The following is a 24,276-nucleotide window of genomic DNA, read 5'->3' as shown; positions in this document are numbered from 1 at the left end:
ATCTCTAACACATTATTTATGAATAGTTTTCGTTTACAACAAGTCAAAGAACGCGTCAGGTGAGTAAAACAAAGCCTCTGTTTAAGTGAAACGAAGCCTGCATTTCACTTAAACAGAGGCTCTATTGAACGAATATAGAGGCTCTAAAAAAGAGACTGAACTCATCTCTCTTTTTTGCTTTCGGTTCGCTTTCAGTCAAAAACCTTTTTTACTGATGTTTTTGACTGGAAGCTATTTTTAGTAATCACATTTGGATTATAAGGATGAAGTTTAGTTCTAAACAGTACAAAAAGAAGATAGTTAAATAAACGAACTCCTCATTTATTGTATTCTCCCTTACAATTTCACTGTAATGCCTTTAGCTATATCACCAGAAGATTTATAAGTATGGCCAGCATGCAATACTTCTACCTTTATCATTCCAAAATCAATTTGGTCTTCCCCTTTATCTTCTGTCACTTTTACAATAAGATGATGCCCGTCTACTAACTCTGCTTTAAAAGTTAGCTGTTTATAATCTCCTTTCTGAAATCCCCATCCATCTCCTTTGTCCCAATACAGAGAGCCTTCCGCTTTACCATCCTCATCCGGGCAAACAACTAAAGTCAATGGGTCGAATGAATTTTCATTCACATTCTGAATTATTTTGCCTACTGGAATAATAGAACCACCTCTCACTTTTAATTTAGCCTGATATTTACCTTTTGTATCTCCTTTAACCAAAGATAAATTTTCCCAAATTCCTTTGGGTAGAGAAGGATTCTTTGCAAATGCAGGAATTATCAACAGGTCTGTCCCCAACATGAAAGCTTGCTCTTCAGCACGCAAACTTTCATCTTTCGGATCGGCAAAGAAAACCGGAGCCATCACAGGCTGTCCATCTTTATGAGCCACATGAAAAGCTGTGTAGAGATAAGGCAGCAAACGGTAACGACGTTCTAATGCCATGCGTGATTCCTTTTCTATATCTTTAGTAAATGCCCACGGTTCCTTGTTATTTGTATCACAGGAAGCATGTCCTCTGGAAAAAGGGAAAAATGCACCGAAGCCTAACCAGTTTCCCCACAAATCGGGAGTCGTATTCCCAGCAAATCCACCTATATCCGGACCATTGAAAGGTTGACCGGACAACCCCAATGTAATAGACATCGGTACAGAAAGTTTCATCTGTTCATAAGTAGCTTCGTTATCGCCCGTCCACATGGCTGCATAACGCTGTCCGCCAATAATATTGGAGCGGGAAAGAAGAAATGGACGTTTGCCTGGATTAGCAGCCATCATGCCATTATAAGAAGCTTCGACCATCAGACGACCATAAGCGTTATGATACATTAAATGGCTACCAATAGGTAAATTGCCTCCTCCTAAATGAATATTGTTCTCCGGCATCGTTCCCCCAGGACCATCAAATACAGACGGTTCATTCATATCATTCCAAATGCCATCTATTCCATTAGCCATAAAGTCTTTATAAAGTCCGGACCACCAAGTGCGCGTCTCCGGACGGGTAAAGTCAGGAAATGCGCAAGCACCCGGCCATACTTTCCCGTGAAACTCATTACGATAGATATCACAAACAAAAGCATTTTGCTCTTTTCCGGTTTTATATACAAAATAGTTATCATCCACTTTTACGCCTGGATCTATCATATACACGGAATGGAATCCATTATCATGCAGATACTTATTCATGCGCTTCGGATCGGGAAAATCCCTGTTATTAATCGTGAATACACGGAATTCATCCATATAGTTGATATCAAACCATATTACATCGCACGGTATCTTCTTTTCACGAAAAGTATTGGCAACTTCTTTCACTCTAGCTTCCGGCACGTAAGAAAAACGAGACTGATGATAACCGATTGCCCATCTGGGAGGCATACTTATAGTACCGGTCAATTCGGCAAGTCCTTTTAATACAGCTTGCGGAGATTCACGATCTATGATATAAGTACGAAAAGGTGCTCCTTCAGTATTAAATTCAATTTTATCTGAATTAGTAATCAATTCAGCCTTCCAAAAACTATCAAACAATACGCCAAATGCTGTCCCGTCCGGACGAACACCCAACACCCACGGATGCGTTTGATACAGACGTGAGCCACCATCAACCCGATACATACCATTATCCGTATTCCACATTTTAATCTTTTGCCCATTACGCAGCAACGGACCGGTCACTTCACCACCTCCATACAGACTTGTTCCGGCTGGAACATCCAATGAGGCATTTGCCTTGCCATCAGTCATCGTAAATTGAGGTACTAATTTCCAGTTTTCCGGTACTTCACCTTTCTTTTCCGGTTCATGGGAGAGAATTAATGAAGGCGTACGGGAAACATCATACCCTACGGGGATAAATTCTACAATTCCATTTCCTACCAGTGTTACTTTTTCTGTTTTTATATTACCTGCCCAAGCTACCTGAGCCGTAAAGAAGAAAACAGCCATTTGCAATAACGATATTCTTTTTCTCATTTAAATATTATTTTAGTTATTAGTTCCGCCAACGGATTTTAGTCTGGCAATTTCATTATCAAAAGCTTGGAAAACAGTCCTCATGATATCATATTTTCATTTTGGTCAAACAGGATTTCCAGCAACTCCTCCGGTCACTCATAAAAGAAGAATAAACAGACCGGAGGAATATTGTGGAATTTCAAACACCAATCCTAACTTTTTACCTATATCTATTGAACTTTATACTATGAACGCTTGAAATTTAAGAAACCACTAAAGAGAAATTTAAAAAGAATCATATAAAAATAATAATCAAGGCGATTAACTTCAAGTCAATTCACAAGACAATTTTCCTAAAGTTAATTTTGTTTCTGCACAGATTTAAATTAAATGATAATTTAGTTTATTACGGTACGTTTTTAAATGTATCAATAAAAAATTCAGCAGCCTCTAGAGAAGATTTTTAAATTTCATTTCTCATATTCTCATAGGTGACTGATAAACAACAAATAGTCAAATAAATAGCTTATGAGAAATACTTTCTAAGACGGCATTTCTCATAATACACCTTCTATTTTAGCTTAAAATTCACCTTATTCTCATAGTATTTCAGAGTATTTCTCATAGTTAAATACTATACTTCTCCTTTTTTCTGGTTGAAGATAAACTGTAGTTCCGATTGTCCCATATATTATGGGAAAATGTTCCCTAATATTATGAGAATTTATTCCCACAAAATAAGAGAATCTTTTCCCTGTTAATAGGGAATACCTTCCCACAATATATGGGACAAGAAGAATATGTACTTCCCTGATAATCGTTGACTAGTTGCTTCTTTATTCTTGTATAGGTTGATTGGAAAAACACTATGAGAAATGAATCTAACAAGTATGAGAAACAAGGTAAAATACGGGGTATTTGACGGAAAAACTATGAGAAATGCCGTCTTAGAAATCATTTCTCATAGTCTATTCTATTAGTTTTCTGCTATTTATGATTAATGAATGAGAATATGAGAAATGAAAATCATAAATACACTCTAGTAGGGTATCTATTTCAAATTAAATAGAAAATCATAATGCCCTGCTTCTACATCAACAGTCTGCTCCTTAACGCTCACTTTCTTCTTATTCTTTTTACATGAGACAGCATTATTAGGGATGCAAACTGTAGCCGTTGTTCCGGCAGGAACTGTCAATTGAAGATTCAACTGATTATCATCTTTCAACTTCCAATTAACAGCAATTGTGCCATAAGGTGATTCTTTCGTTACTTTTGCCCAGGTCACACCGTTTGGAATTTGAGGATCGACATAGAAGTGACGATATCCAGGTTTAGCCTCGTCAAGACGTATTCCTCCTACAGCCTGATAAAACCAAGTACCAATTCCATTGTAACAATTGTGCACACGACTTCGTTCTCCGCTCCAATATTCCCAAGTCGCTGTCGCACCATGGTCAATCATATACAGATAACCGGGATAATCACGTTTCTTCATCATTTGATAGAAGAAATCCACTTGTTTATTCCGAACAGCCCATTCTGTCAAAATAGGCACTCCAACCAAACCAACAGCAATATGTCCTTTATATTTTTCTTCGGTCATGGCAACGACATTCTCTTTCACTTTATTGTACAAAGAATCAGGTACAACACCTACCAACATAGGATAGCACATATCCAACTGTGAACCGGTAGAATAGATCCCTTCATCCTCACGGTAGAACGTCTGATGAATCAACTTGTTGAGTTTTTCTCTACGCATAGCAAACTCTTCCGCCTCTTCTCTTTTTCCTAATGTTATGGCTGTCTTATACATAGTGCTCAAGCATTCGCTGATAAAACAGTTACTTACCAAATCCACTGAAGCCTGATTACCTGCATCTACTCCCATAGGTGCCAGCCAATCACCCAAATACCAGTCACGGTATTTGGTATCGGGCCAACGTTTCAGCAAACCATCTACTGTATATTTATCAACATACTTAAACCACTCTTTCATTTGAGAATAATATTTCTCAATCAAGCGGGGATCATTATAGTTGACATACGTTCTCCAGGGAGCCTGTACAAAGAATCCGCACCAATACGGACCGCCGCCACCGGCACCCGGATTAGGACCAACATGCGGCAAACTTCCTCCTTCACGCATGGAGTCTCCCCATGTTTGCACCCAGTTTTCAAATGTTGGAGCTACATCGTACATCGTTTGCAAAGACATCGTTGAGGAGTTTCCATCACCACCATATCCTGCACGTTCCAAATGCGGACAGTCTACCATATATCCACTAAAAGTCAGACATTTCATCGTATACTGAATCATTTGGTGAATAGCATTCAAGTCGGCATCCGAACATTCAAAAGTTGCGGTCTGTTTATAATCTCCATAAATCTGCAGAGATTTCATAGCACCTGTTTCCGGTTTTTGAGGAAGATTGGAAATGCGCACATATCGAAAAGCGTGATGATTGAATTTATTTCTGAAGTATTCTCCTTGCTTACCACCAGATATATAAATATCACTTTCACCTTGCTTGTCAAATTCACCGTCTTTCGTCAAATTATCACTATATTCCATAATAACTTCATGACCTGCCGGCAATATAGGCATTTGCATCTCAAACCATCCGGTCTGAACCTTCCCCATATCTACCAGCCAGAGACTTTCACCCAGCTTCTTTACAGAAACAGCCTGCAAAATCTGATGTATCTTGTTTATCTCACACATTTGAGGGGAAGCGATATGATCGGGAACATTCACTTTCACAACAGGAGTCCATTTCATTTTGTCTAAAGCCTGTGTTGAAAGATCTCGCGGAAGAATCCTTCCATCCACCCTCTCACCTCCAAACTGCAAAGCACGCCAAGTACCTGTATCCGAATAGCCACTTTCACGTCCGTACCATGATCCGTCTGTCTTCGTTACGACTTCCCATTTACCATTTCTCAACACATCCAATTCTGCTTTTACCAGCGGACCTTCATAAGCTGCTCCGAAAGTCGTCGTTTTATACCAACCTTGTCCCAGCCAGATAAGCAGATCATTTTCTCCTTCTCTTAAATAAGGAGTAATATCATAAGTAACAATTAGTGAACGTTTAGATAAATGTGATACAGCAGGGGTCAGAACGTCCTCCCCAACCTTTCTCCCATTGATATAAATTTCGTGATAACCTAACGTATTTACATGCAAGAAAGAAGTCTCCCCTTGAGTCAGTTTCACTTTTTTGCGAAGAATAGGAGCACAAATCTTACCACCTTCAACAGAAGCCCCTATATATTCTCCTTTCATCTGTGACTGATCCAAGATGCCAACTCCAAAACGGGCAACAGGACTCCATGATGAAGCTTGTTTTTTAACATCCCAAACGCGTACCCGCCAATAACACAAAGAACGAGAAGTTAAAGCCTTTCCCTGATAAGGTACCATAACCGAAGCATTGGATTTCAATTTCCCGGTATTCCATAAATCAGCTTTATCCTGCACCAACAGAATACTATCCGAAGCTACCTGTATTTCATAATAAGTTTGCCCGCCTTTCCAGCCGTCCCCCTTTAACTTCCAACTAAAGTGAGGAGTTACATTATCAATCCCCAAAGGATCAATAAGATTCTCACATTTTAATTCCGCCAAATAGAAAGGCGAAGTTTTCTCATTTCCATATACTATCATCGACAGACAACAGAAATAACAAATCAAACCTAAACATAGCAATCGTTTCATTCTATTCATCTTCTATTATTATTCAACTCTTACCAGCCTCACTTTATGAGTGACAGGTTTATTGATTTTATAAATTGTTTCAACAAGACTCTTCATATAATTGCTCCAAACCTCCCGTATTTCAGGATTCATCGCTTTTATATACCAATCGTAGCTCATCCTAAGAAACCCGTCTTTAGGTAAATATTCTTTTAGTTTATCGATAGCTTTCTGATCATCAGTAAACAGTAATCCTTCTTTTTTCAGGAATGAATATTCGGTCCACAAGTATTCTCTAAAACGTTTCTCCACTTCAAACCGTTCTTCATTCAGATACATGATTTTCGCAGCTTGTTGATATTGGGGAGTATTCGGGTAATCTGCCAAATTCACTCCATTCGCCAACTTTTCGGATGAGAGATTGTCAATAAACTGATTGTCTATAGTTAACCGATACATTCCTTTCTCTAAGTTTGTTACCTGAAAACGTTCCTGATTAAACTCTTCCATAAATGGAACCAACTGCATTGCATCGCGTTGTGACCTTTTATTTCCCCAGCCACTTCTAGAAATAGAATCCAGCGGATAAGGAAGAGCATACGCCAGATAATCAAAAGTCAGATCAGCTCCGCTCTTTTTTAGTTTTGAAATCTTACAGTTCTTATGGGTTATTACAGATGAATGATATGCATCAATAGATACTGACGACACTTCATCCCCAGCCAATCCCTGTGCTTTCAGAAACAAATAGGCCATAACCATCTGTCCGTCATTATCCGGATGAATTCTATCTATCCTGCAGAATGTAAATGTAGAATCTGCCTCCTGCTCTTTTCTGCTTATCTCACGCATCGGTTGGTTAAAATCAACAAAACCCCAGCCATTCTTTTTAGCCGATGTACGTTGGGCATCTATGATTTTTAAAATGGCGTTGTTCTTATTATGCAATATAAAATTATTAAACCGGGAAGTCTCATCATAAGGAGAACCACCAATCAAAACTTTCTTTATTTTATTTTTAGCCAGTAAGCGTTCTTCTATTTCCCGATAGCTTTCCAATGACTTTGCAATCCGTTGTTCCGACAGTTCTTTTGCATCGTCTTTCATGTAAATATCATAACCGGTATCATTCATACCGAAAGTTAGAGTCACATAAGTTGGTTTCCTGTTGAAAACATCATAGTCCAGGCGATCCTTCATATCCCACGCACTCTCTCCACCAATTCCGGCATTCATGATAGTAATCGGTTTATCCGGGAAACGAGTCATGTAATACAACCAGATAAATGAATGATAATGTCCGCCGTGAGTAATGCTGTTTCCTACAAATACGACACGTTCCCCTTCTTCAAACCGGGGTATTGTTGTTTGTGCCTGTAAGTAATCGCAATTTATATAAACTAAAGATAACAACAAGAATATCCTCATTTTTAGTCTATTAGCCATTTTCTTTATTCTTTTAATCAAACCATAAAGATAACCGTACAACAATCAATCTGCTATATCCAGCTTATTCTTCTCTGCTTTCCCATACTGTTTCACCAATACACTTACGCCTCCTTTCAACAGTTCGGGAGTCGCCTCCATAGTGATAACCTTTTCTTCGCCCGGCATCAACGTCACATAATTATCGGACATAATAATTGGAAGTATTCGTTTTTGCGTAGCCTTATTAACAAGCCTCACCCGATTAGCAAAAGCCACAGTCCCGGAATTGTTCTTTACAGCTATATTTATCTTTCCGTCAGACATCGATTTATCCACCAATCGGCAAGACAAAGCAACTTCCGGAAGTGTGTTCAGCAATGTATAGTCAAGATCTCTCACGCCATTCCGCCAATAGAAGTTTTCAGAGATTAGATTACCTTTGGCATCTATCAGTTCCAACTTGATAAAATGAAGCGGAGTCAGTTCTTCTATCTCTTTTGGTTTCTCACCGTAGATTTCGAATTCGAACAATGAATATCCAAACTGTGTGGCACGGCTGATGCCTGCCAATTTCACATAACGTGCTGTAACAGGTTCCAATTCAATCTGTTCAGTACCACCTCTTCCATCTTTGTTGGCATAAACGGTTTTCCATTCTTGCGCATCATTCGATACTTGCAGTTCGTATTTCTTAGCACAAGCTGCCTCCCATTTCAAAATAGCCTTTTCTATCTTTTCTTCTTTACCAAGATCAATGTATATCCATTGAGGATCACTGTATGCACTTTCCCAACGACTTCCCGCTCCTCCGTCAGTAACCATTGAAGCACTTTTAGAGGCACCTGTTGAAGAAGAAGCTACAGCCTTCTTTCCATAAGCCAGATTGAAAGGGTTAAAGTTCAAAGAAAATGCTTCTGCAATGTTGCTGGCTGCCACATCGACCTGTTTTGCCTGTCCGTATGCAGGCACTTCTTTTCCATTCAAGTTGTAAATTGCAGCTTTAGCTATTGCACCTTTCAAGTCCTTTGCTGTAGTATTTATTACTTTTATATTGTTATTGGAAGCATTCCATTGGATATGTAAAGGTTCACAAGCCTTTTTTGCTCCCCAATAAGCACCTGTAGGATCGTAATAATAGTCATAAGTCTGCCATACAAACGAGGGATAAGCCGGATGGCTCATCCAGATCAGAAGTCCGGCTGCATCATTCCACATCTTATCGTTCCAAGCCTCATACATACCTTTCATCACTTCGATATTCAGCATTTGCGCTTTCTCGCAGAATTCTTCCAGTCCGGATGATTCTCCGTACTGTGTGTTTACTGAATTCTTATAATTAACCGGGTTGGCATTAGACGCTTCCTTACCGAAGAAATGTTTGTTCCATACATTGTCATCATCATTCTTCAACTGCTCATCAGTAGGTAGAGGCCACCAGTCTTTTTGCGGGATAAACTCTTTGATACTTTCAAATGTGGGGAAAGTGGCCGTTCCTATTTCTGTACGCATACCGTAACCGTGATCAATACCGTATGGATAAGCCGGTGTATTAAATGCCAGATTACTGCCTGAAGTTTCAAAATGGTGTCTTGGAGGTTGATTTCCCCACCAACCACTTCCGGACAATCCATCCTGATTGGAGCAAGACTTATACATACGGTCATTATTGTCCTCCTTCGCAATCATTTCACGCAGGTAATTATCCAAATCAGGTGCCGGATGCGTTTCATTTGCTCCACACCAAATAGCAATAGAAGGATGGTTTCTAAGACGTCTGACTTTATCAAGGGCATTCGCTTTAAATGCTTCCGGTTGAGCCACGTCATTGTATGCTACATATAACCAGAAATCATTCCATACCATAATCCCATATTTATCACAATAATCATAAAACTCATCATCAGTAACACAACCGGTCCATAGACGGATCATATTGTAATTCATTTCCTTATGAAGTCTGATTTTCGTTTCATACTCTTTACCCTGACAGCGAAGCAGATATTCGCTCATTCCCCAGTTTCCACCTTTCAGATAGATCTTCTGTCCGTTGATAAAGAATGTAAGAACAGGATATCCCACTACATTATCGACCATTTTATACTCATACTTCTTGATACCGAATGTCATTTCTTTTACATCCGACACTTTTCCATCTACAGAACAAGTCAGCTTACAAGTATAAAGATTGGGATCACCATAACCATTCGGCCACCAAAGTTTCGGATGGTCAACGACCAATTGCGCTATGTCATCTTTGTTAATAGATAGTCTGGCTGTTGTTCCTCCTTCTACCCGAATGTCTTTAGAGAAAGAAATATTCCCCGGCTGAATCACTCCGGATACAACGACATCTTTGGGGGAAGAAGAAGCATTTCTAATATCTGTTGAGACAGAAAGCTCTGCTTTCTGCAAGGTCGGTAACTCTGAACGTACCCAAGGATCTTCCATCACTACATCTCCCGTTACCACAAGATAAGCATTGCCTGTGATACCAGCCAGACGTCCCGGTACGTATGGCATCCAGTCCCAACCGGCACCAGCCAGATAACTGGGGCTACACGCAACTCCATACGGGTCTTTAGCCTTACGCGTCTTTTTCTGATCAGCATCGGTAATCAGAACAGCTATCACATTCTTACCGGATTTCTTTATCAGATTAGTTACATCAAACTTCGAACGTAACATGTGACCGCTTACATCTTTAGTAGATGTTTTTGTTCCTGATATCTTCTCACCATTAAAATAGAAATCGGCAAAGCGGTTCGTATTGTCGAAATGAAGCCATACCCGCTTCCCCTCCGAATAAGAAGACGGGAGTTCGAATTCCGTACGATACCAGAAAGGACGGTTATAAAACGTTTCGTCTACTTTATAAATATTATCGGCATAATTAGGATCTGGAACGATTCCTGCTTCAACATAAGCAGTAAAAACAGTTCCGGGAACCACACCTTTAACGTAATCGGACATTTTAAATTCCGGAGTAGAAATCTGCTCTCCGGTTATGTTCTCTAAATCTGCCTGGGGTTTCACTTCCCAGATAATCCGAGGATTAGAGCTGTTCAAAGACATCCATGTACTCTGCTCTGCACACCCTGTCTGGATTAGAGCACATATAACCGATATAATGATAAGCCCAAGTTTATTCATCATACTATCAAGATTTTAAAGTAACAATTTGTTTTAGAGTATGTTATTCAATCAAAGTCCCCACTCAACATTAGGTTTATCACCCATAAACAGCTCCAATGTACCTCCGGCTGCAATGTCCGCAAAATCAAGATAACATTTATTGTATTCCTGACCGTTCAACAAGGCCTTTTGTATATAGACGTTATTTATGCTGTTATTATGAGCTATCACCGTGAATTTCTTACCAGTATAATAGCTGGGATCAAGATTGAACTCTACTTTATCAAAAACCGGACTTGTAATCTCCATACGTGTATTTCCCGGACAGGAAGGATGAATACCGGAAGCAGCCAACACATACCACGCTGACATCTGACCTACATCTTCATTGCCAACAATTCCTTCAACTTTGTTTGCATAAGCCTTTTCACATGTATAGCGTGTCCATTTTTGAGTATACCAGGGAACTTCAAGCTGATTGAACAAAAAAGGAACGAAGTGCACAGGTTCATTCGCATGATTATAATATTCATTCCACAGCATATTAGAAGGAGTTTTATTAAAGAAATCTGTTAAATCCGCAATAACTTTCTCCTTACCACCCATCAAATTCACCATTCCCGTAACATCGTGAGGTACAAACCAACCTTGCTGATAAGAGTTTGCTTCTATACACCCATACCATTCTTTAAGACGTGCATTCTCCGGCCATTCTACCCATGTACCATCTGCTTTACGGGGACGGAACCATCCCTTTTCTTTATCAAAAATATGATGATATGCCTGTCCCTTTTCATAGAAACATTTGGCATCGTCTTCTTTCCCCATAGCTTTCGCTAATTGAGATATACACCAATCAGTATAAGCATACTCCAAAGTGGTTGAAATACTCAATGGTTCCGGAGCATACCCCAATGAATCATTACCAAAACGACGGGATGTGTTAATGGCATAACGATATGCTTTCTCTGCATCATACGTACGAATCCCTTTGATATAAGCATCTGCCAAAACAGACAAAGCAGGATTTCCCAACATACAGCCGGAATAGGAATTCAGCAATTCCCAACGTTCATAGTATTCGCGCCCACTCTGATCTGCCATAGTAATCAATGAGTTCAGTTCATCACTTACTAAACGCGGATTAATTATAGTCTGCAAAGGAAACTGACTACGAAATACATCCCATCCACTGAATATAGTACGTTTTGTAAAGGTGCTGTCAGCCGTATGTATTTTATAATCACCGCCTACATAACGTCCGTCTACATCTGTATAGATACGAGGATCAATCATCGTATGATACATGGCAGTATAGAATATCGTTTTTTCATCATCCGTACCACCGGATATCCGGACACGATTAAGTTCTTTATTCCACAATTCAGTAGCTTCCTGCTTTACTTGTCCAAAATTTTTAGAGGCTATTTCTTGTTCAAAGTTATTTGCAGCACCCTCCATATCAACAAAAGAGATACCAACTTTCATCTCTACAGTCTCTCCCTCCTTCGTTGGAAATTCAGTAAAAAAGCCCAGATGTTTACCCGTCAGTTCTTTCTTGTCTTTTATAACCGGAGCTTGTGATACACGAGTCAAATAAGGAATACTCACTACTTCATCACGTTTCCGAACCCAATGTTCGGGAATATCTGCACTCCAAAAGCCATAATTAGTCAAAGGTTTACTAAATTGTGCATAATAATAAACGGTATAATCGGCTTTTCCTTCACCATTACCCCATCCACCACCATCAGGTGTACACTTCATCCATCCTTGAATAGTGTAATCATCTACAACTTTAATATACTGGGAAGTAGATGTTCCCCCTACTCTACGGGCTAAATCAATCTGAATACGCGATTGGTCACTAGAAGGATAAGTAAAATGTAAAATTCCACAGTGCGGTGTCGCACTACTTTCTACTTTGATATGATAATCAGTCAATTCTACCGAATAATATCCGGCCTTAGCCGTTTCAGTGGCTTTGTTATAAGCCGAACGATATCCTTTTATACTATCATTATTCTCTTTACCTGCCACTTTATATAATTCACCAGTTGTAGGCATCACAAGAAAATTGCCCAAATCACCAAACCATCCCACACCACTCATCTGGGTAAAAGCAAATCCTTCGATTGTCTTATGTTCATCACTGTATCCGGAACCGTTATCACCTCCCGTTATTGTATTAGGACTAACCTGTACCATACCATACGGAGTCGTAGCTCCGGGAAAAGTTTTACCTAATCCGTGATAAACACCGGCAGCCCCTACACTAGTACTGGCACCAATAAACGGGTTTACATAATCAGTCGGAACCAAATCTTCCGATGCGGTATGGGTTGATGAGCAACCCGTCATCCAACACAAAAAGCAAACAATTAAAAGATTAGCAGTCGCTTTATACATAACAATAATCTAATTATTTTAAGTCAAACTAAGAACGAAAGTCTTAATACCAAAACGAGGCATTGAAATCGTCATTTCCGATTTACCTGCACGTGTTTTTATCTTCTTTCTTTCGATACATTGTCCATTCAAATCAACTTCCTCCACTCCGGATAATGGCATGTCAATGGTAACCTTTTGTAATCTTTCGTCTCCTTCAGAATTGAACAGGCGCAATAGTACCTTTCCATCTTTCATTTGAAGAGCACTCACTTGATAACCAGTATTCTGTAAATCAATAAATGATTTCGATTCCGGTTTTGCCATTGGATAGCAAGAATACAGCAATGGTTCATTCCAACAATCGCTATCATCTGCGATTGATGCTTTGTCCCATTTGCCACGATGAGGTATAATTGCATACTTCATCCTCAAAGGGTGTGTTATTTTATAATCAGGTCCCCAAAGTCCTCCACCCGAATATTGAGCAGTCAGTCCTAGCGGATAGTCCTCTCCATAAGAATAAGAAGTAGTATGGTCTGATAATAAAGCCAAAGCATAGTCGCCTTCCTGTTCAGCCAAGTCAACCCAATGAAGTATAATATTATGTTTGATTTGATCCCAAGAACCAAAGAAAGTATCAGTCAGTTTGCTTTCGCATACGTCAAACGGTGCATTTTTATAGATACGGGGAGCATGTAAATCAGTCGGGAATAATACACTTAGTTTAAACCGATCGTCACAATAAGCCCGACGATTATCACGCCAACGTTCCTCTTTATATTCACCAATACCTACATTCTTTTTCCAGTCAACCGTCAAATCAAAATCGATCCGTCTCGTTCCTTTAGTGAGAGTGATTACTTGTGTAAACGGATGGGAAGCAATCTCACCCTCTATCTTAATTTTTTGCTCATATACATTATCCCTTACTACTGTCAGCTTGGCCGGAGTCTCTATAGAAGAACGAAATTTACCTTCTTCATAAAAAAAGCCTCGTAGCTCCCCTAAGGCATATTTCTCCGTTTTACCTGCAAAATCCTTATTCCCTTCTTTTTTAGCTATCAGGCTTTTTATGGTTCCTCCCTTTGATAAGTCAAAAACAATTTTATACATATCATTTTCAACCACGTATTCCTGTTTATTCACCTTATTACCTTCCAAAACGAATCTACTCTCCGAAGCCTCTTTCTTACCGGCTTCTTTCTTTTTTATACAATACGTGGAATAACCAAAGGGAGGAATCTCTGCCTCAAAAAATAATCTTATCTCTTTACCTCCATTTTCTACCAAACAACCTATATCTTTACCTTTCCAGTCATAAACACTTAAATCCGCATTTTCAAATTCCGTAGGCAGAAGAACACTTACGATTTCCTTTCTTCTCATTCCTAATGTATTAAAAACACGTATATATTGCTGTTGAGCATTATTTTGCGGAATAAACTTTTCATTAAAGCTCCGCATAGATGCCTCAATAATTCCATCTGCAAGATGATTGGTACTGTCTGTCCATCGCTTAATCTGATCAGCCCATGTTCCTTTCCTATTCAGTCCATTATAAGGCACAATCCACGAATCATGATGTTGTGCCAACATCAGTGTACGCCAAGCCTCATCCATATCTGCCTGTCGACAAATATATTTATTTTCCAGATAAGCCATTACAGACATTTTCTCTGCCATGACAATTCTATTTTCTGAAACGCGTACTTCTTGCGCTATTTTTTGCAAAACCTGACTTCCCCACATAAGATTCACATGTATATCTTCCTGTGAAAAAGACCAATTATCATCCGTTTTTCCGATGGAGACATTTTCAATATAATCTCTCCATGTCATATATATAGAGTTATTTTTTGTGTTCTTTCCACTTCCCAGCCATGGGCCGTTTTTCCATCCCGCATCCTGAAAACACATACCAACAGGATGCTTGATACCTGCGTTACGGCAATCTTTTAAATAAGCATCCGAATTTCCCCACGCAGTTGTCTGCCAGGTTGATCCCGGCTCCAGTTTTTCACAAGCATACCTGGGAACAGTCAATATTGCAGTCCCGTCCGGTCCTACCCAATTAACCAATTCTCCGCCATAAGCAGCAGTATACCCTCCCCAACAGGTATTGGGACATTTTAATACAGCATATTTAAAGCCGAATTGTTTAAGGATTTGTGGCAAGCAACTTGTGAAGCAAGGTTCTTCTACCGAATAGGTTACAAAATCCACCCCCGGAAAATGTTTGTTTATTTTAGCAATACCATATTGAAACTGTCTTATTATACTCTCTCCCGAGATATTATAGCAATAAGGCTGTGCATAAGTAGGATTCGTAAACTCTACCTGATTACTAGTAGCCATCTCTTTAAAACGCAAATAAGCCTCCGGAGTCTGTACTCTGACTGTATCCCATGTTTCAGGCTCTATCTCCATACAAATCCGCCAGTCCGGATGCATAGCCAGCTGATCCACAATAAATTGAGTTTTCCACTTTACCGGATAATGTCCATATATCCCGCCATGATACCCATCAACAAAATAAGCTTGTTGAGAATAAACATTTGCATAAAAGAAAACAGTCAGTAATATGATATAAATTTTACTCATAGTATCCTAAAGCTATTTATCTTTGTGTTGCTCCATTCTACGCATAAATTCATATAATTTATGTTGGACAACTTCTTTATTATTTTCATATTCCGGAGATATCCAATCAACGAGTGCCAGCAAATTCTGATTTTCTATAAATTCTTCCTTCAGCCTTTCGTTGTTTTCCACTTCTATGAGAAACTCTGTTTTTTCATCAGAAGTAAATTCATCCGCAAAATATTTATTCAGACAATTCTCCATATACACAGTCCTTTTTTATCAAAGAACGATTATCTCAATAAATACCCCTAAAAAATACCGATAAATTCATTAAAAAGTTATGCAGCCAATGTCACATTGAGTTTTGCTCTCAACTTTTTTAGTGCTATTCCCATCTGACATTCCACTGTATTTACCGAAATGCCCAAACGTTCGGATATTTCCCTATACTTCAATCCTTCCATGCGACTTAACAAAAATATGTCACGACATCTTTTAGGCAAACTATTGATAGCATCCCGTATCAGGTTCTCCATCTGATTTCTTTCTGATATATCATATACATCAAAACGATCCAAAGATTGCAATTTCAGATTCAACTCAATCTCAAAAGAAGCCTTCACATTCTCGACATACTTTTGCTCGAATACTTTATGCTTTAAATAATCCAAACATTTGTTTCTTACAAGCCTGAAAAGATAAGCATTCATATTCTCAATATGATTCATTGACTCTCTCTTTTCCCATAAGTCTGTAAACACATCTTGTGTTATGTTCTCAGCCTCCTCTTCCGACATCACAAATTCTTTTGCAAACCGAACTAGTTTGGGATAATAAATAAGATACAATTCTGAAAAACTCATAGTTGTGTGTTTCTTTAGATTAGTATTCAGTTATCAAAAATCTTGTGATGCAAATATAGAGATGAAAAAAGCCTACTTCTTAATGGAAGTAGGCGGGAAAGTAAACGTTTTAGAGATTAATATGTGTATATAAATCTAATAATCAACACTTTAAAAAGATTTCATTTTTTAGTTTTGGTAAACCGGATAGAATCATTTTTGAGACAAAGAACCAAGCTTTTTTACCTCCTCCTCAAAGATATTACTATCAAGAGTCGACATTCTCTTCACTTTACTCTTATAATTATAGATTGTCTGCACAGAATAATGCAAAAATACAGCAATCTGTCCAACATCGGTAATTCCTAACCGTATCAATGCAAATATGCGTAATTCTGTATTCAGTTGGTCCTTTTCCAGTTTATAACGCTCCTCCGGTTTCAACAAAGAATTGAACTTTTCCACAAAGTTAGGATACAAATTAAGGAACGCTTTATCAAAGTTATGATAAAGTTCTTCAAGTTCCTTTTCAAAAGGTCGGGAGGATGACTTATATAAATCATCAATCTGTCCGGTCTTGATTTTCCTGTTCACATTCTTCCTGTACTCATCGAGTTTATTAATATAAACGGCACATTGATTCATAAAATACCCCACATATTTTTCCTTGATCAGATTAGCTTCGTCGAGATTCTTATTCAGCCCGACCAGTTCCTCATTCATAGCTTTAAGATGCCGTTTAGCCCGGGATACAATTTTTGTTTGTTTATATGTAAAATACAGGGTGATAGCAAGAGCTACCACAAACAAGCTAGTCAGAAATATATAGAAACGGAGGTTCTGCTTTTGTTTTTCCAACCGGATCAAGTATGTATTTTCAATAATCGGATGGATGCGGGCAATTACTGTATTCTTAAAACGGGAATTATAAAAGATGGCATCATCCAACGCTACTTTAATATAGTTATAAGCCCTATCTATATCTCCTTTATGATATAAATTAACTGCCAATGTCAATAATGCCTCATTCTCTTTGACAGCCAGTTTTGTATCTGTCATAGCAGCCAGCATTAGAAACTTTTCTTCCAGTGCATAATTCCCAATCAACCGATAAGCCCTGGCAAGCCCCATAGCCATCATAGCATATCCATGAGATGCCGGCTCTTGTTTATCATATATCTCTGTCAAAATCAGAAGAGCCTCTTTGGTACTTCCCTTATCTTGAAGCTTCACAGCTTTTTCTTTTCTATATTCATCCGACTGGTCAAATAAGATGCTCATCACAGTATCCCGATAAGCCTCTTTTTCCGATATATACTCGTTTGAAAACCGTACATCGTCCGTGTATTTAATGAGATTTTCATAATAACGTATACGATTCCAGCAATACAAAGCTTTCAAATGATCGGGTAAATCCGCACATTTTATCGACTTAAAAATATCATTTGCTTGAATAAACAAACCGGATAAGGAATAGACAAAAGCCAACCGGAGCTGCTCTTCCAAAAGATATTCTTTATTACCGATCGTTTTTGCTATATCAATATTTTCATGAATGTATTGTTCTGCCGAGTCACAGACAAAAGTCTCATATTGATGGATAATCTCTTTATTTAAATTATATATATCCTCCAACGAATTAAGGCCAACCTTCTTTTTCTTTAATTCTTTTATGGTAGCTTCTTTTTTCTGGGTATATATCAAACGTTCAGAAATCACTTTGTCTAACACCTTCAACAAAGAATCATTCTCACTATCTGCATAGAGGTAAAACAAGGAGTTTAGAAGGAAAAATATAAACCAAAGTGTGCGTTTCATAATCATGTATTCTTTCTTAATCTGCAAAAAAATGTATTTTCTTTGTGTTATTCGCCAAAAAGAGCGTAAATCATTCTTTTTATTGCATCTTTTAACAAATGAAGATGGAGAAATTACCCCATTCTAAATGATATTTGTGAAACCATGCTGACTAAAAAATGAATCTAAAAGATATGGAGTTAAAAAAAGCTTTTTTGCTATACGGACTTTGCAAAAAGTATAAATATTAGTTCTATATTTGCAGCCGTTAAAAGAGAAAGATGAAACAAAGCTTAAAATTCGGACTACTTTTAGTGTTGGCTTTGCTCATCCATTGTGCAACTAATGGAGCAATGGAAGATATGTGCAAAGTTTCCTCCCCGACTTATCGGCAGGAGAAATGCTATGTATCACAAGATCGTCCGATTCAGGATGCTTTGGAACGTCTTTATAATCTTTATACGACGCAAACCTGTGACATGAGTCATACAGATGTCGCACATGTTCCGACAGATAAAAGCATGTTTTTGTTAATCGCTTATTTCTGTGACCATTACAAACATCAAAGTCCGCCTTACCCTGTCTCATCCCATTCTCCTACATATTATTACGATCCTATCTCCTATTATATATATGGGTTGAGAAAGATTGTCATTTAGCCTACAGTACAGTAGACTCTTTTGCTCGTCATTTATTACAGTTGGTTTTATTCTCCATAGGGCGAATAGACTAATTGCTTATTTCTATATAATATTCAATCTAAACAGCTATTGAATTATGAATTTTACATTTTTAGTTGTTGTTTTACTGACAGCGCTTGCTTTTGTCGGTGTAGTAATAGCCCTCTCGCGTGCTATCTCTCCCCGTTCATACAACCTGCAAAAGTTTGAGGCTTATGAATGTGGTATACCGACACGTGGTAAATCATGGATGCAGTTCCGTGTAGGCTACTACTTGTTTGCCATCCTATTCCTTATGTTCGATGTCGAAACAGCTTTTCTGTTTCCGTGGGCGGTAGTTATGCGTGACATGGGACCACAGGGACTTATTAGTGTTCTCTTCTTCTTTATCATTTTAGTTCTGGGTCTTGCTTATGCCTGGAGGAAAGGAGCTTTGGAATGGAAATAACCAAAAAGCCAAAAATAAAATCTATTCCGTATGATGAGTTTATTGACAATGAATCATTGGAAAAGTTGGTCAAAGAACTTAATGCAGGAGGAGCCAATGTTGCCCTCGGAGTACTTGACGACTTTATCAACTGGGGACGCAGCAATTCACTGTGGCCGCTTACCTTTGCAACCAGTTGTTGTGGTATCGAATTTATGGCACTGGGTGCCGCGCGTTATGACATGGCCCGCTTTGGGTTTGAGGTAGCACGTGCCAGCCCGCGTCAGGCTGATATGATTATGGTATGCGGAACAATCACCAATAAAATGGCTCCGGTACTGAAACGACTTTACGACCAGATGCCCGATCCGAAGTATGTGGTTGCCGTAGGCGGATGCGCTGTCAGCGGAGGTCCTTTCAAGAAGTCCTATCACGTAGTAAACGGGGTGGACAAGATTCTTCCGGTAGATGTATATATTCCCGGATGCCCGCCACGTCCTGAAGCATTCTATTATGGCATGATGCAATTGCAACGCAAAGTGAAAATAGAAAAGTTCTTTGGTGGAGTAAACAGAAAAGAGAAGAAACCGGATTATTTAAGAAATGAAGAATGATGAATGATGAATGAAGAATTCGCATGCAACATCCCGGCAGATTTTTCATTCTTAATTTTTCATTCTTAATTTAATTTGATTTATGCAAGAAATACAATTTATAGCTCCTGCAGCGTTACACGACGAGATGCTGCGCTTGCGAAATGAAAAACAGATGGACTTTCTCGAAAGCCTCACCGGTATGGACTGGGGAGTAGCCGATGAGAAAGACGCTCCGGAAAAACTCCGCGGCTTAGGCGTAGTCTACCATCTGGAATCTACCATTACAGGCGAACGGATAGCACTAAAAACAGCGACAACCAACCGCGAGCTACCGGAAATTCCGTCTGTCAGCGACATCTGGAAGATAGCCGACTTCTACGAACGTGAAGTTTTTGATTTTTATGGCATCACCTTCGTTGGTCATCCTGATATGCGCCGGCTCTACCTGCGCAACGATTGGATCGGTTATCCAATGCGTAAAGATAACGACCCGGAAAAGGATAACCCACTGTGCATGACCAATGAAGAGACGTTTGATACGACTCAAGAAATAGAACTGAACCCGGACGGAACCATCAAGAACAAAGAGACGAAACTGTTCGGCGAAGAAGAATATGTAGTCAACATCGGTCCGCAGCACCCTGCTACTCATGGTGTAATGCGCTTCCGTGTTTCTCTGGAAGGTGAAATCATTCGTAAGATTGATGCGAACTGTGGTTATATCCATCGGGGAATCGAAAAAATGAATGAAAGCCTCACTTATCCTCAAACATTGGCTTTGACAGACCGTCTGGACTATTTGGGCGCGCATCAGAACCGCCATGCATTGTGTATGTGCATTGAAAAAGCCATGGGCATTGAGGTCAGTGAACGCGTACAGTACATCCGTACCATAATGGACGAGTTGCAACGTATCGATTCTCACTTGCTGTTCTACTCTTGTCTTGCTATGGACTTAGGAGCGTTGACAGCATTCTTTTATGGATTCCGTGACCGCGAGAAAATTCTCGATATCTTTGAAGAAACTTGCGGCGGACGTCTGATTATGAACTACAATACGATTGGCGGTGTACAGGCTGATCTTCATCCTAACTTCGTCAAACGAGTAAAAGAGTTCATTCCATATATGAGAGGAATTATCCACGAATATCACGATATATTCACGGGTAACATCATCGCACAGAGCCGTATGAAAGGCGTCGGTGTGTTAAGCCGTGAAGATGCCATCTCTTTCGGTTGTACCGGAGGTACAGGCCGTGCATCAGGATGGGCGTGTGACGTACGTAAACGAATGCCATACGGTGTATATGACAAAGTCGATTTCAAAGAAATCGTTTATACGGAAGGTGACTGCTTTGCCCGTTACCTGGTGCGTATGGATGAGATCATGGAAAGTCTGAACATCATTGAGCAATTAATAGACAATATTCCCGAGGGACCTTATCAGGAGAAGATGAAACCTATCATCCGTGTTCCGGAAGGCAGTTACTATGCAGCAGTAGAAGGAAGTCGTGGTGAATTTGGTGTCTTCCTGGAAAGTCAGGGTGACAAAACGCCTTACCGCCTGCACTACCGTGCTACGGGATTGCCGCTTGTTGCTGCAATTGACACCATTTGCCGGGGAACAAAGATTGCAGACTTAATTGCTATTGGCGGAACAATAGATTATGTCGTTCCGGATATTGACAGATAATACTTAATTATTAAAAATATATGTTCGACTTTAGTATAGTAACAAACTGGATACATGAGCTACTGCTCTCCATTATGCCGGAGGGATTAGCCATCTTTATAGAATGTGTAGCTGTCGGCGTGTGCCTCGTAGCACTGTATGCCATCCTGGCTATCATATTGATCTACATGGAGCGTAAGGTCTGCGGTTTCTTCCAGTGTCGTCTTGGACCGAACCGTGTTGGTAAATGGGGTTCTATCCAAGTGGTCTGCGACGTGCTCAAAATGCTGACCAAAGAAATCTTCATGCCGAAGGGTGCCGACCATTTCCTTTACAATCTTGCTCCATTCATGGTGATTATCGCTTCATTCCTGACTTTCGCTTGTATTCCTTTTAATAAAGGTGCGGCGATTCTGGACTTTAATGTGGGCGTGTTCTTCCTGTTGGCAGCTTCCAGCATTGGAGTTGTCGGTATCTTGCTGGCCGGTTGGGGTAGTAACAACAAATTCTCTTTGATCGGTGCCATGCGAAGCGGTGCACAGATTATCAGTTATGAACTTTCGGTTGGTATGAGTATCATGACAATGGTAGTGCTGACGGGAACCATGCAATTTTCTGAAATCGTAGAAGGACAAGCTGATGGTTGGTTCATCTTCAAGGGACATATTCCTGCGGTCATTGCTTTCATCATCTATCTGATTGCCGGAAATGCAGAATGTAACCGTGGCCCGTTCGACCTTCCCGAAGCGGAAAGTGAGCTGACAGCCGGATATCATACTGAATACTCCGGTATGGGTTTCGGTTTCTTCTATCTGGCAGAATACTTGAATCTGTTTATCGTAGCCAGTGTTGCCGCCACCATCTTCCTGGGAGGATGGATGCCGCTGCACATTGTTGGTTTGGATGGATTTAACACTGTAATGGATTATATTCCGGGCTTTATCTGGTTCTTCGCCAAAGCATTCTTTGTGGTATTCCTTCTGATGTGGATCAAATGGACTTTCCCACGCTTGCGTATCGACCAGATCTTGAATCTGGAATGGAAATACCTGGTTCCAATTTCTATGGTAAATCTATTATTAATGGCATGCTGCGTAGCTTTCGGCTTCCACTTTTGATAAATGAAAATTATGGAATATAAAGATAAAAAATATACGTACTTAGGTGGTCTGGTGCATGGCATCAGTACACTGGCAACGGGTATGAAAACCAGCATCAAGGTATACTTCCGTAAGAAAGTGACCGAGCAATATCCCGAAAACCGGAAAGAGCTGAAAATGTTCGACCGTTTTCGTGGTACGCTGAATATGCCCCACAATGAGAATAATGAACATCGCTGTGTAGCTTGCGGATTGTGTCAAATGGCCTGTCCGAACGATACAATCAAAGTGACCAGCGAAACCGTCGAAACAGAAGATGGAAAGAAGAAGAAAATTCTGGCAACCTATGAATATGATTTGGGTGCCTGTATGTTCTGCCAGCTCTGTGTCAATGCTTGTCCGCACGATGCCATCACGTTCGACCAGAACTTCGAACATGCAGTCTTCGACCGGACGAAACTTGTCCTGAAGTTGAACCACGACGGTAGTAAAGTAATAGAAAAGAAAAAAGAAGTTTAGATATGGGATCAACACTTGAAACAGTAGTATTCTACTTTTTGGCAGCATTTATTATTGCTATGTCCATCATGACGGTGACTACCCAACGTATCGTACGCTCGGCCACCTACCTGCTCTTCGTGCTCTTCGGCACGGCCGGCATCTATTTTTTGCTGGGTTACACCTTTCTGGGTTCCGTTCAGATTATGGTTTATGCCGGTGGTATCGTCGTTCTTTATGTATTCTCCATCCTATTGACCAGTGGAGAAGGCGACCGGGCCGAGAAAGCAAAACGAAGTAAAGTCTTAGCCGGACTCTTCACTATGATTGCCGGTTTGGCCATTATCCTGTTTATCACACTGAAGCACGATTTCATGCAGACAGCTAATTTGGCCCCGCAAGAAATTAGCATTCATGCTATCGGGAACGCTTTATTAAGTAGTGACAAATACGGTTATGTATTGCCTTTCGAAGCTGTCAGCATATTATTGCTGGCGTGTATCATCGGTGGCATCATGATTGCACGTAAGAGATAGGAATTTTAAGTATTAACTATCAAAATAGAGTTCGAATATGATACACATGGAATATTACCTGGTAGTTTCTACCATCATGATGTTTGCAGGAATCTATGGATTCTTTACCCGCCGAAATACACTGGCTATCCTGATTTCTGTAGAGTTAATGCTGAATGCTACGGACATCAACTTCGCCGTATTCAATCGTTTCCTTTTTCCGGGGGGAATGGAGGGTTATTTCTTTGCACTCTTTTCCATCGCCATCTCGGCTGCGGAAACTGCAATAGCTATCGCCATCATGATTAACATTTATCGTAATCTTCGAAGCATTCAGGTGCGCAACCTGGACGAGTTGAAGTGGTGATTTGTTTCATTCCCAGGAACAAGGTGTTTCATCCCTTGAAACACTTCGTTTCACACCGAGAAACAAAGTGTTTCTCACCGAG

17 protein-coding genes are annotated in these 24,276 nt (G+C 39.7%); 8 read left to right on the top strand and 9 right to left on the bottom strand.

The window, feature by feature from the left end:
- Positions 1-336: 336 nt before the first annotated feature.
- The 9 genes from KQP79_RS00185 to KQP79_RS00145 all read right to left on the bottom strand — a co-directional run bounded on the left by KQP79_RS00185 (position 337) and on the right by KQP79_RS00145 (position 18,360).
- Positions 337-2,481 (bottom strand): TIM-barrel domain-containing protein, encoded by a 2,145-nt coding sequence (locus KQP79_RS00185; RefSeq protein WP_234120543.1) that lies wholly within the window; start codon positions 2,479-2,481, stop codon positions 337-339.
- Positions 2,482-3,514: 1,033 nt separating this feature from the next.
- Entirely contained in the window at positions 3,515-6,196 is a 2,682-nt protein-coding gene (locus tag KQP79_RS00180; RefSeq protein ID WP_234120541.1) for a family 78 glycoside hydrolase catalytic domain, read from the bottom strand.
- A gap of 9 nt (positions 6,197-6,205) precedes the next feature.
- Positions 6,206-7,612, bottom strand: coding sequence for an SGNH/GDSL hydrolase family protein (locus KQP79_RS00175; protein ID WP_234120539.1), 1,407 nt, complete (start codon positions 7,610-7,612; stop codon positions 6,206-6,208).
- A gap of 45 nt (positions 7,613-7,657) precedes the next feature.
- The gene (locus KQP79_RS00170; RefSeq protein WP_234120537.1) at positions 7,658-10,747 is read right to left on the bottom strand and encodes a discoidin domain-containing protein; all 3,090 of its coding nucleotides are present in this window, start codon (positions 10,745-10,747) and stop codon (positions 7,658-7,660) included.
- Positions 10,748-10,795: 48 nt separating this feature from the next.
- On the bottom strand, positions 10,796-13,135 hold the full coding sequence (locus KQP79_RS00165; RefSeq protein WP_008776537.1) for a GH92 family glycosyl hydrolase: 2,340 nt from the start codon (positions 13,133-13,135) through the stop codon (positions 10,796-10,798).
- 18 nt (positions 13,136-13,153) lie between these two features.
- Positions 13,154-15,718, bottom strand: a complete 2,565-nt coding sequence (locus KQP79_RS00160; protein ID WP_234120535.1) for a glycoside hydrolase family 38 C-terminal domain-containing protein — start codon at positions 15,716-15,718, stop codon at positions 13,154-13,156.
- A 12-nt stretch (positions 15,719-15,730) separates the two neighbouring features.
- Positions 15,731-15,961, bottom strand: a complete 231-nt coding sequence (locus KQP79_RS00155) for a hypothetical protein (protein WP_004305330.1) — start codon at positions 15,959-15,961, stop codon at positions 15,731-15,733.
- A 77-nt stretch (positions 15,962-16,038) separates the two neighbouring features.
- Positions 16,039-16,563: an RNA polymerase sigma-70 factor gene (locus tag KQP79_RS00150; RefSeq protein WP_008642111.1), complete on the bottom strand. Its 525-nt coding sequence runs from the start codon at positions 16,561-16,563 to the stop codon at positions 16,039-16,041.
- A gap of 192 nt (positions 16,564-16,755) precedes the next feature.
- Complete coding sequence (locus tag KQP79_RS00145) at positions 16,756-18,360, bottom strand: DUF6377 domain-containing protein (protein WP_008020697.1); 1,605 nt, start codon at positions 18,358-18,360, stop codon at positions 16,756-16,758.
- A gap of 260 nt (positions 18,361-18,620) precedes the next feature.
- On the opposite strand from KQP79_RS00145, the gene KQP79_RS00140 reads away from it, so the two are divergent.
- The 8 genes from KQP79_RS00140 (at position 18,621) to nuoK (ending at position 24,194) form a co-directional block, all read left to right on the top strand.
- Positions 18,621-18,998, top strand: coding sequence for a hypothetical protein (locus tag KQP79_RS00140; protein ID WP_004312115.1), 378 nt, complete (start codon positions 18,621-18,623; stop codon positions 18,996-18,998).
- A gap of 118 nt (positions 18,999-19,116) precedes the next feature.
- Positions 19,117-19,467, top strand: a complete 351-nt coding sequence (locus KQP79_RS00135; protein ID WP_004312114.1) for an NADH-quinone oxidoreductase subunit A — start codon at positions 19,117-19,119, stop codon at positions 19,465-19,467.
- Entirely contained in the window at positions 19,458-20,060 is a 603-nt protein-coding gene (locus tag KQP79_RS00130; RefSeq protein ID WP_004312113.1) for an NADH-quinone oxidoreductase subunit B, read from the top strand. The genes KQP79_RS00135 and KQP79_RS00130 overlap by 10 nt, the downstream gene beginning before the upstream one ends.
- Positions 20,061-20,142: 82 nt before the next feature.
- Positions 20,143-21,735 (top strand): NADH-quinone oxidoreductase subunit D, encoded by a 1,593-nt coding sequence (locus tag KQP79_RS00125; RefSeq protein WP_004312112.1) that lies wholly within the window; start codon positions 20,143-20,145, stop codon positions 21,733-21,735.
- 20 nt (positions 21,736-21,755) lie between these two features.
- Positions 21,756-22,832, top strand: coding sequence for an NADH-quinone oxidoreductase subunit NuoH (gene nuoH / locus KQP79_RS00120; RefSeq protein ID WP_004315645.1), 1,077 nt, complete (start codon positions 21,756-21,758; stop codon positions 22,830-22,832).
- 12 nt (positions 22,833-22,844) lie between these two features.
- Positions 22,845-23,333 carry a 4Fe-4S binding protein gene (locus KQP79_RS00115; protein ID WP_004305338.1) on the top strand — a complete coding sequence of 163 codons (489 nt, stop codon included), beginning with the start codon at positions 22,845-22,847 and terminating at the stop codon, positions 23,331-23,333.
- 2 nt (positions 23,334-23,335) lie between these two features.
- Complete coding sequence (locus tag KQP79_RS00110) at positions 23,336-23,848, top strand: NADH-quinone oxidoreductase subunit J (RefSeq protein ID WP_004312110.1); 513 nt, start codon at positions 23,336-23,338, stop codon at positions 23,846-23,848.
- 37 nt (positions 23,849-23,885) lie between these two features.
- Positions 23,886-24,194: an NADH-quinone oxidoreductase subunit NuoK gene (nuoK, locus tag KQP79_RS00105; RefSeq protein ID WP_004312109.1), complete on the top strand. Its 309-nt coding sequence runs from the start codon at positions 23,886-23,888 to the stop codon at positions 24,192-24,194.
- Positions 24,195-24,276: the final 82 nt, after the last annotated feature.

Origin of the sequence: Bacteroides sp. DH3716P (assembly GCF_025914115.1) — a bacterium.
GTDB lineage: Bacteria > Bacteroidota > Bacteroidia > Bacteroidales > Bacteroidaceae > Bacteroides > Bacteroides ovatus.
Note: the sequence above shows the minus strand (reverse complement) of the source record. Positions and strands in the feature narration are given on the sequence as shown.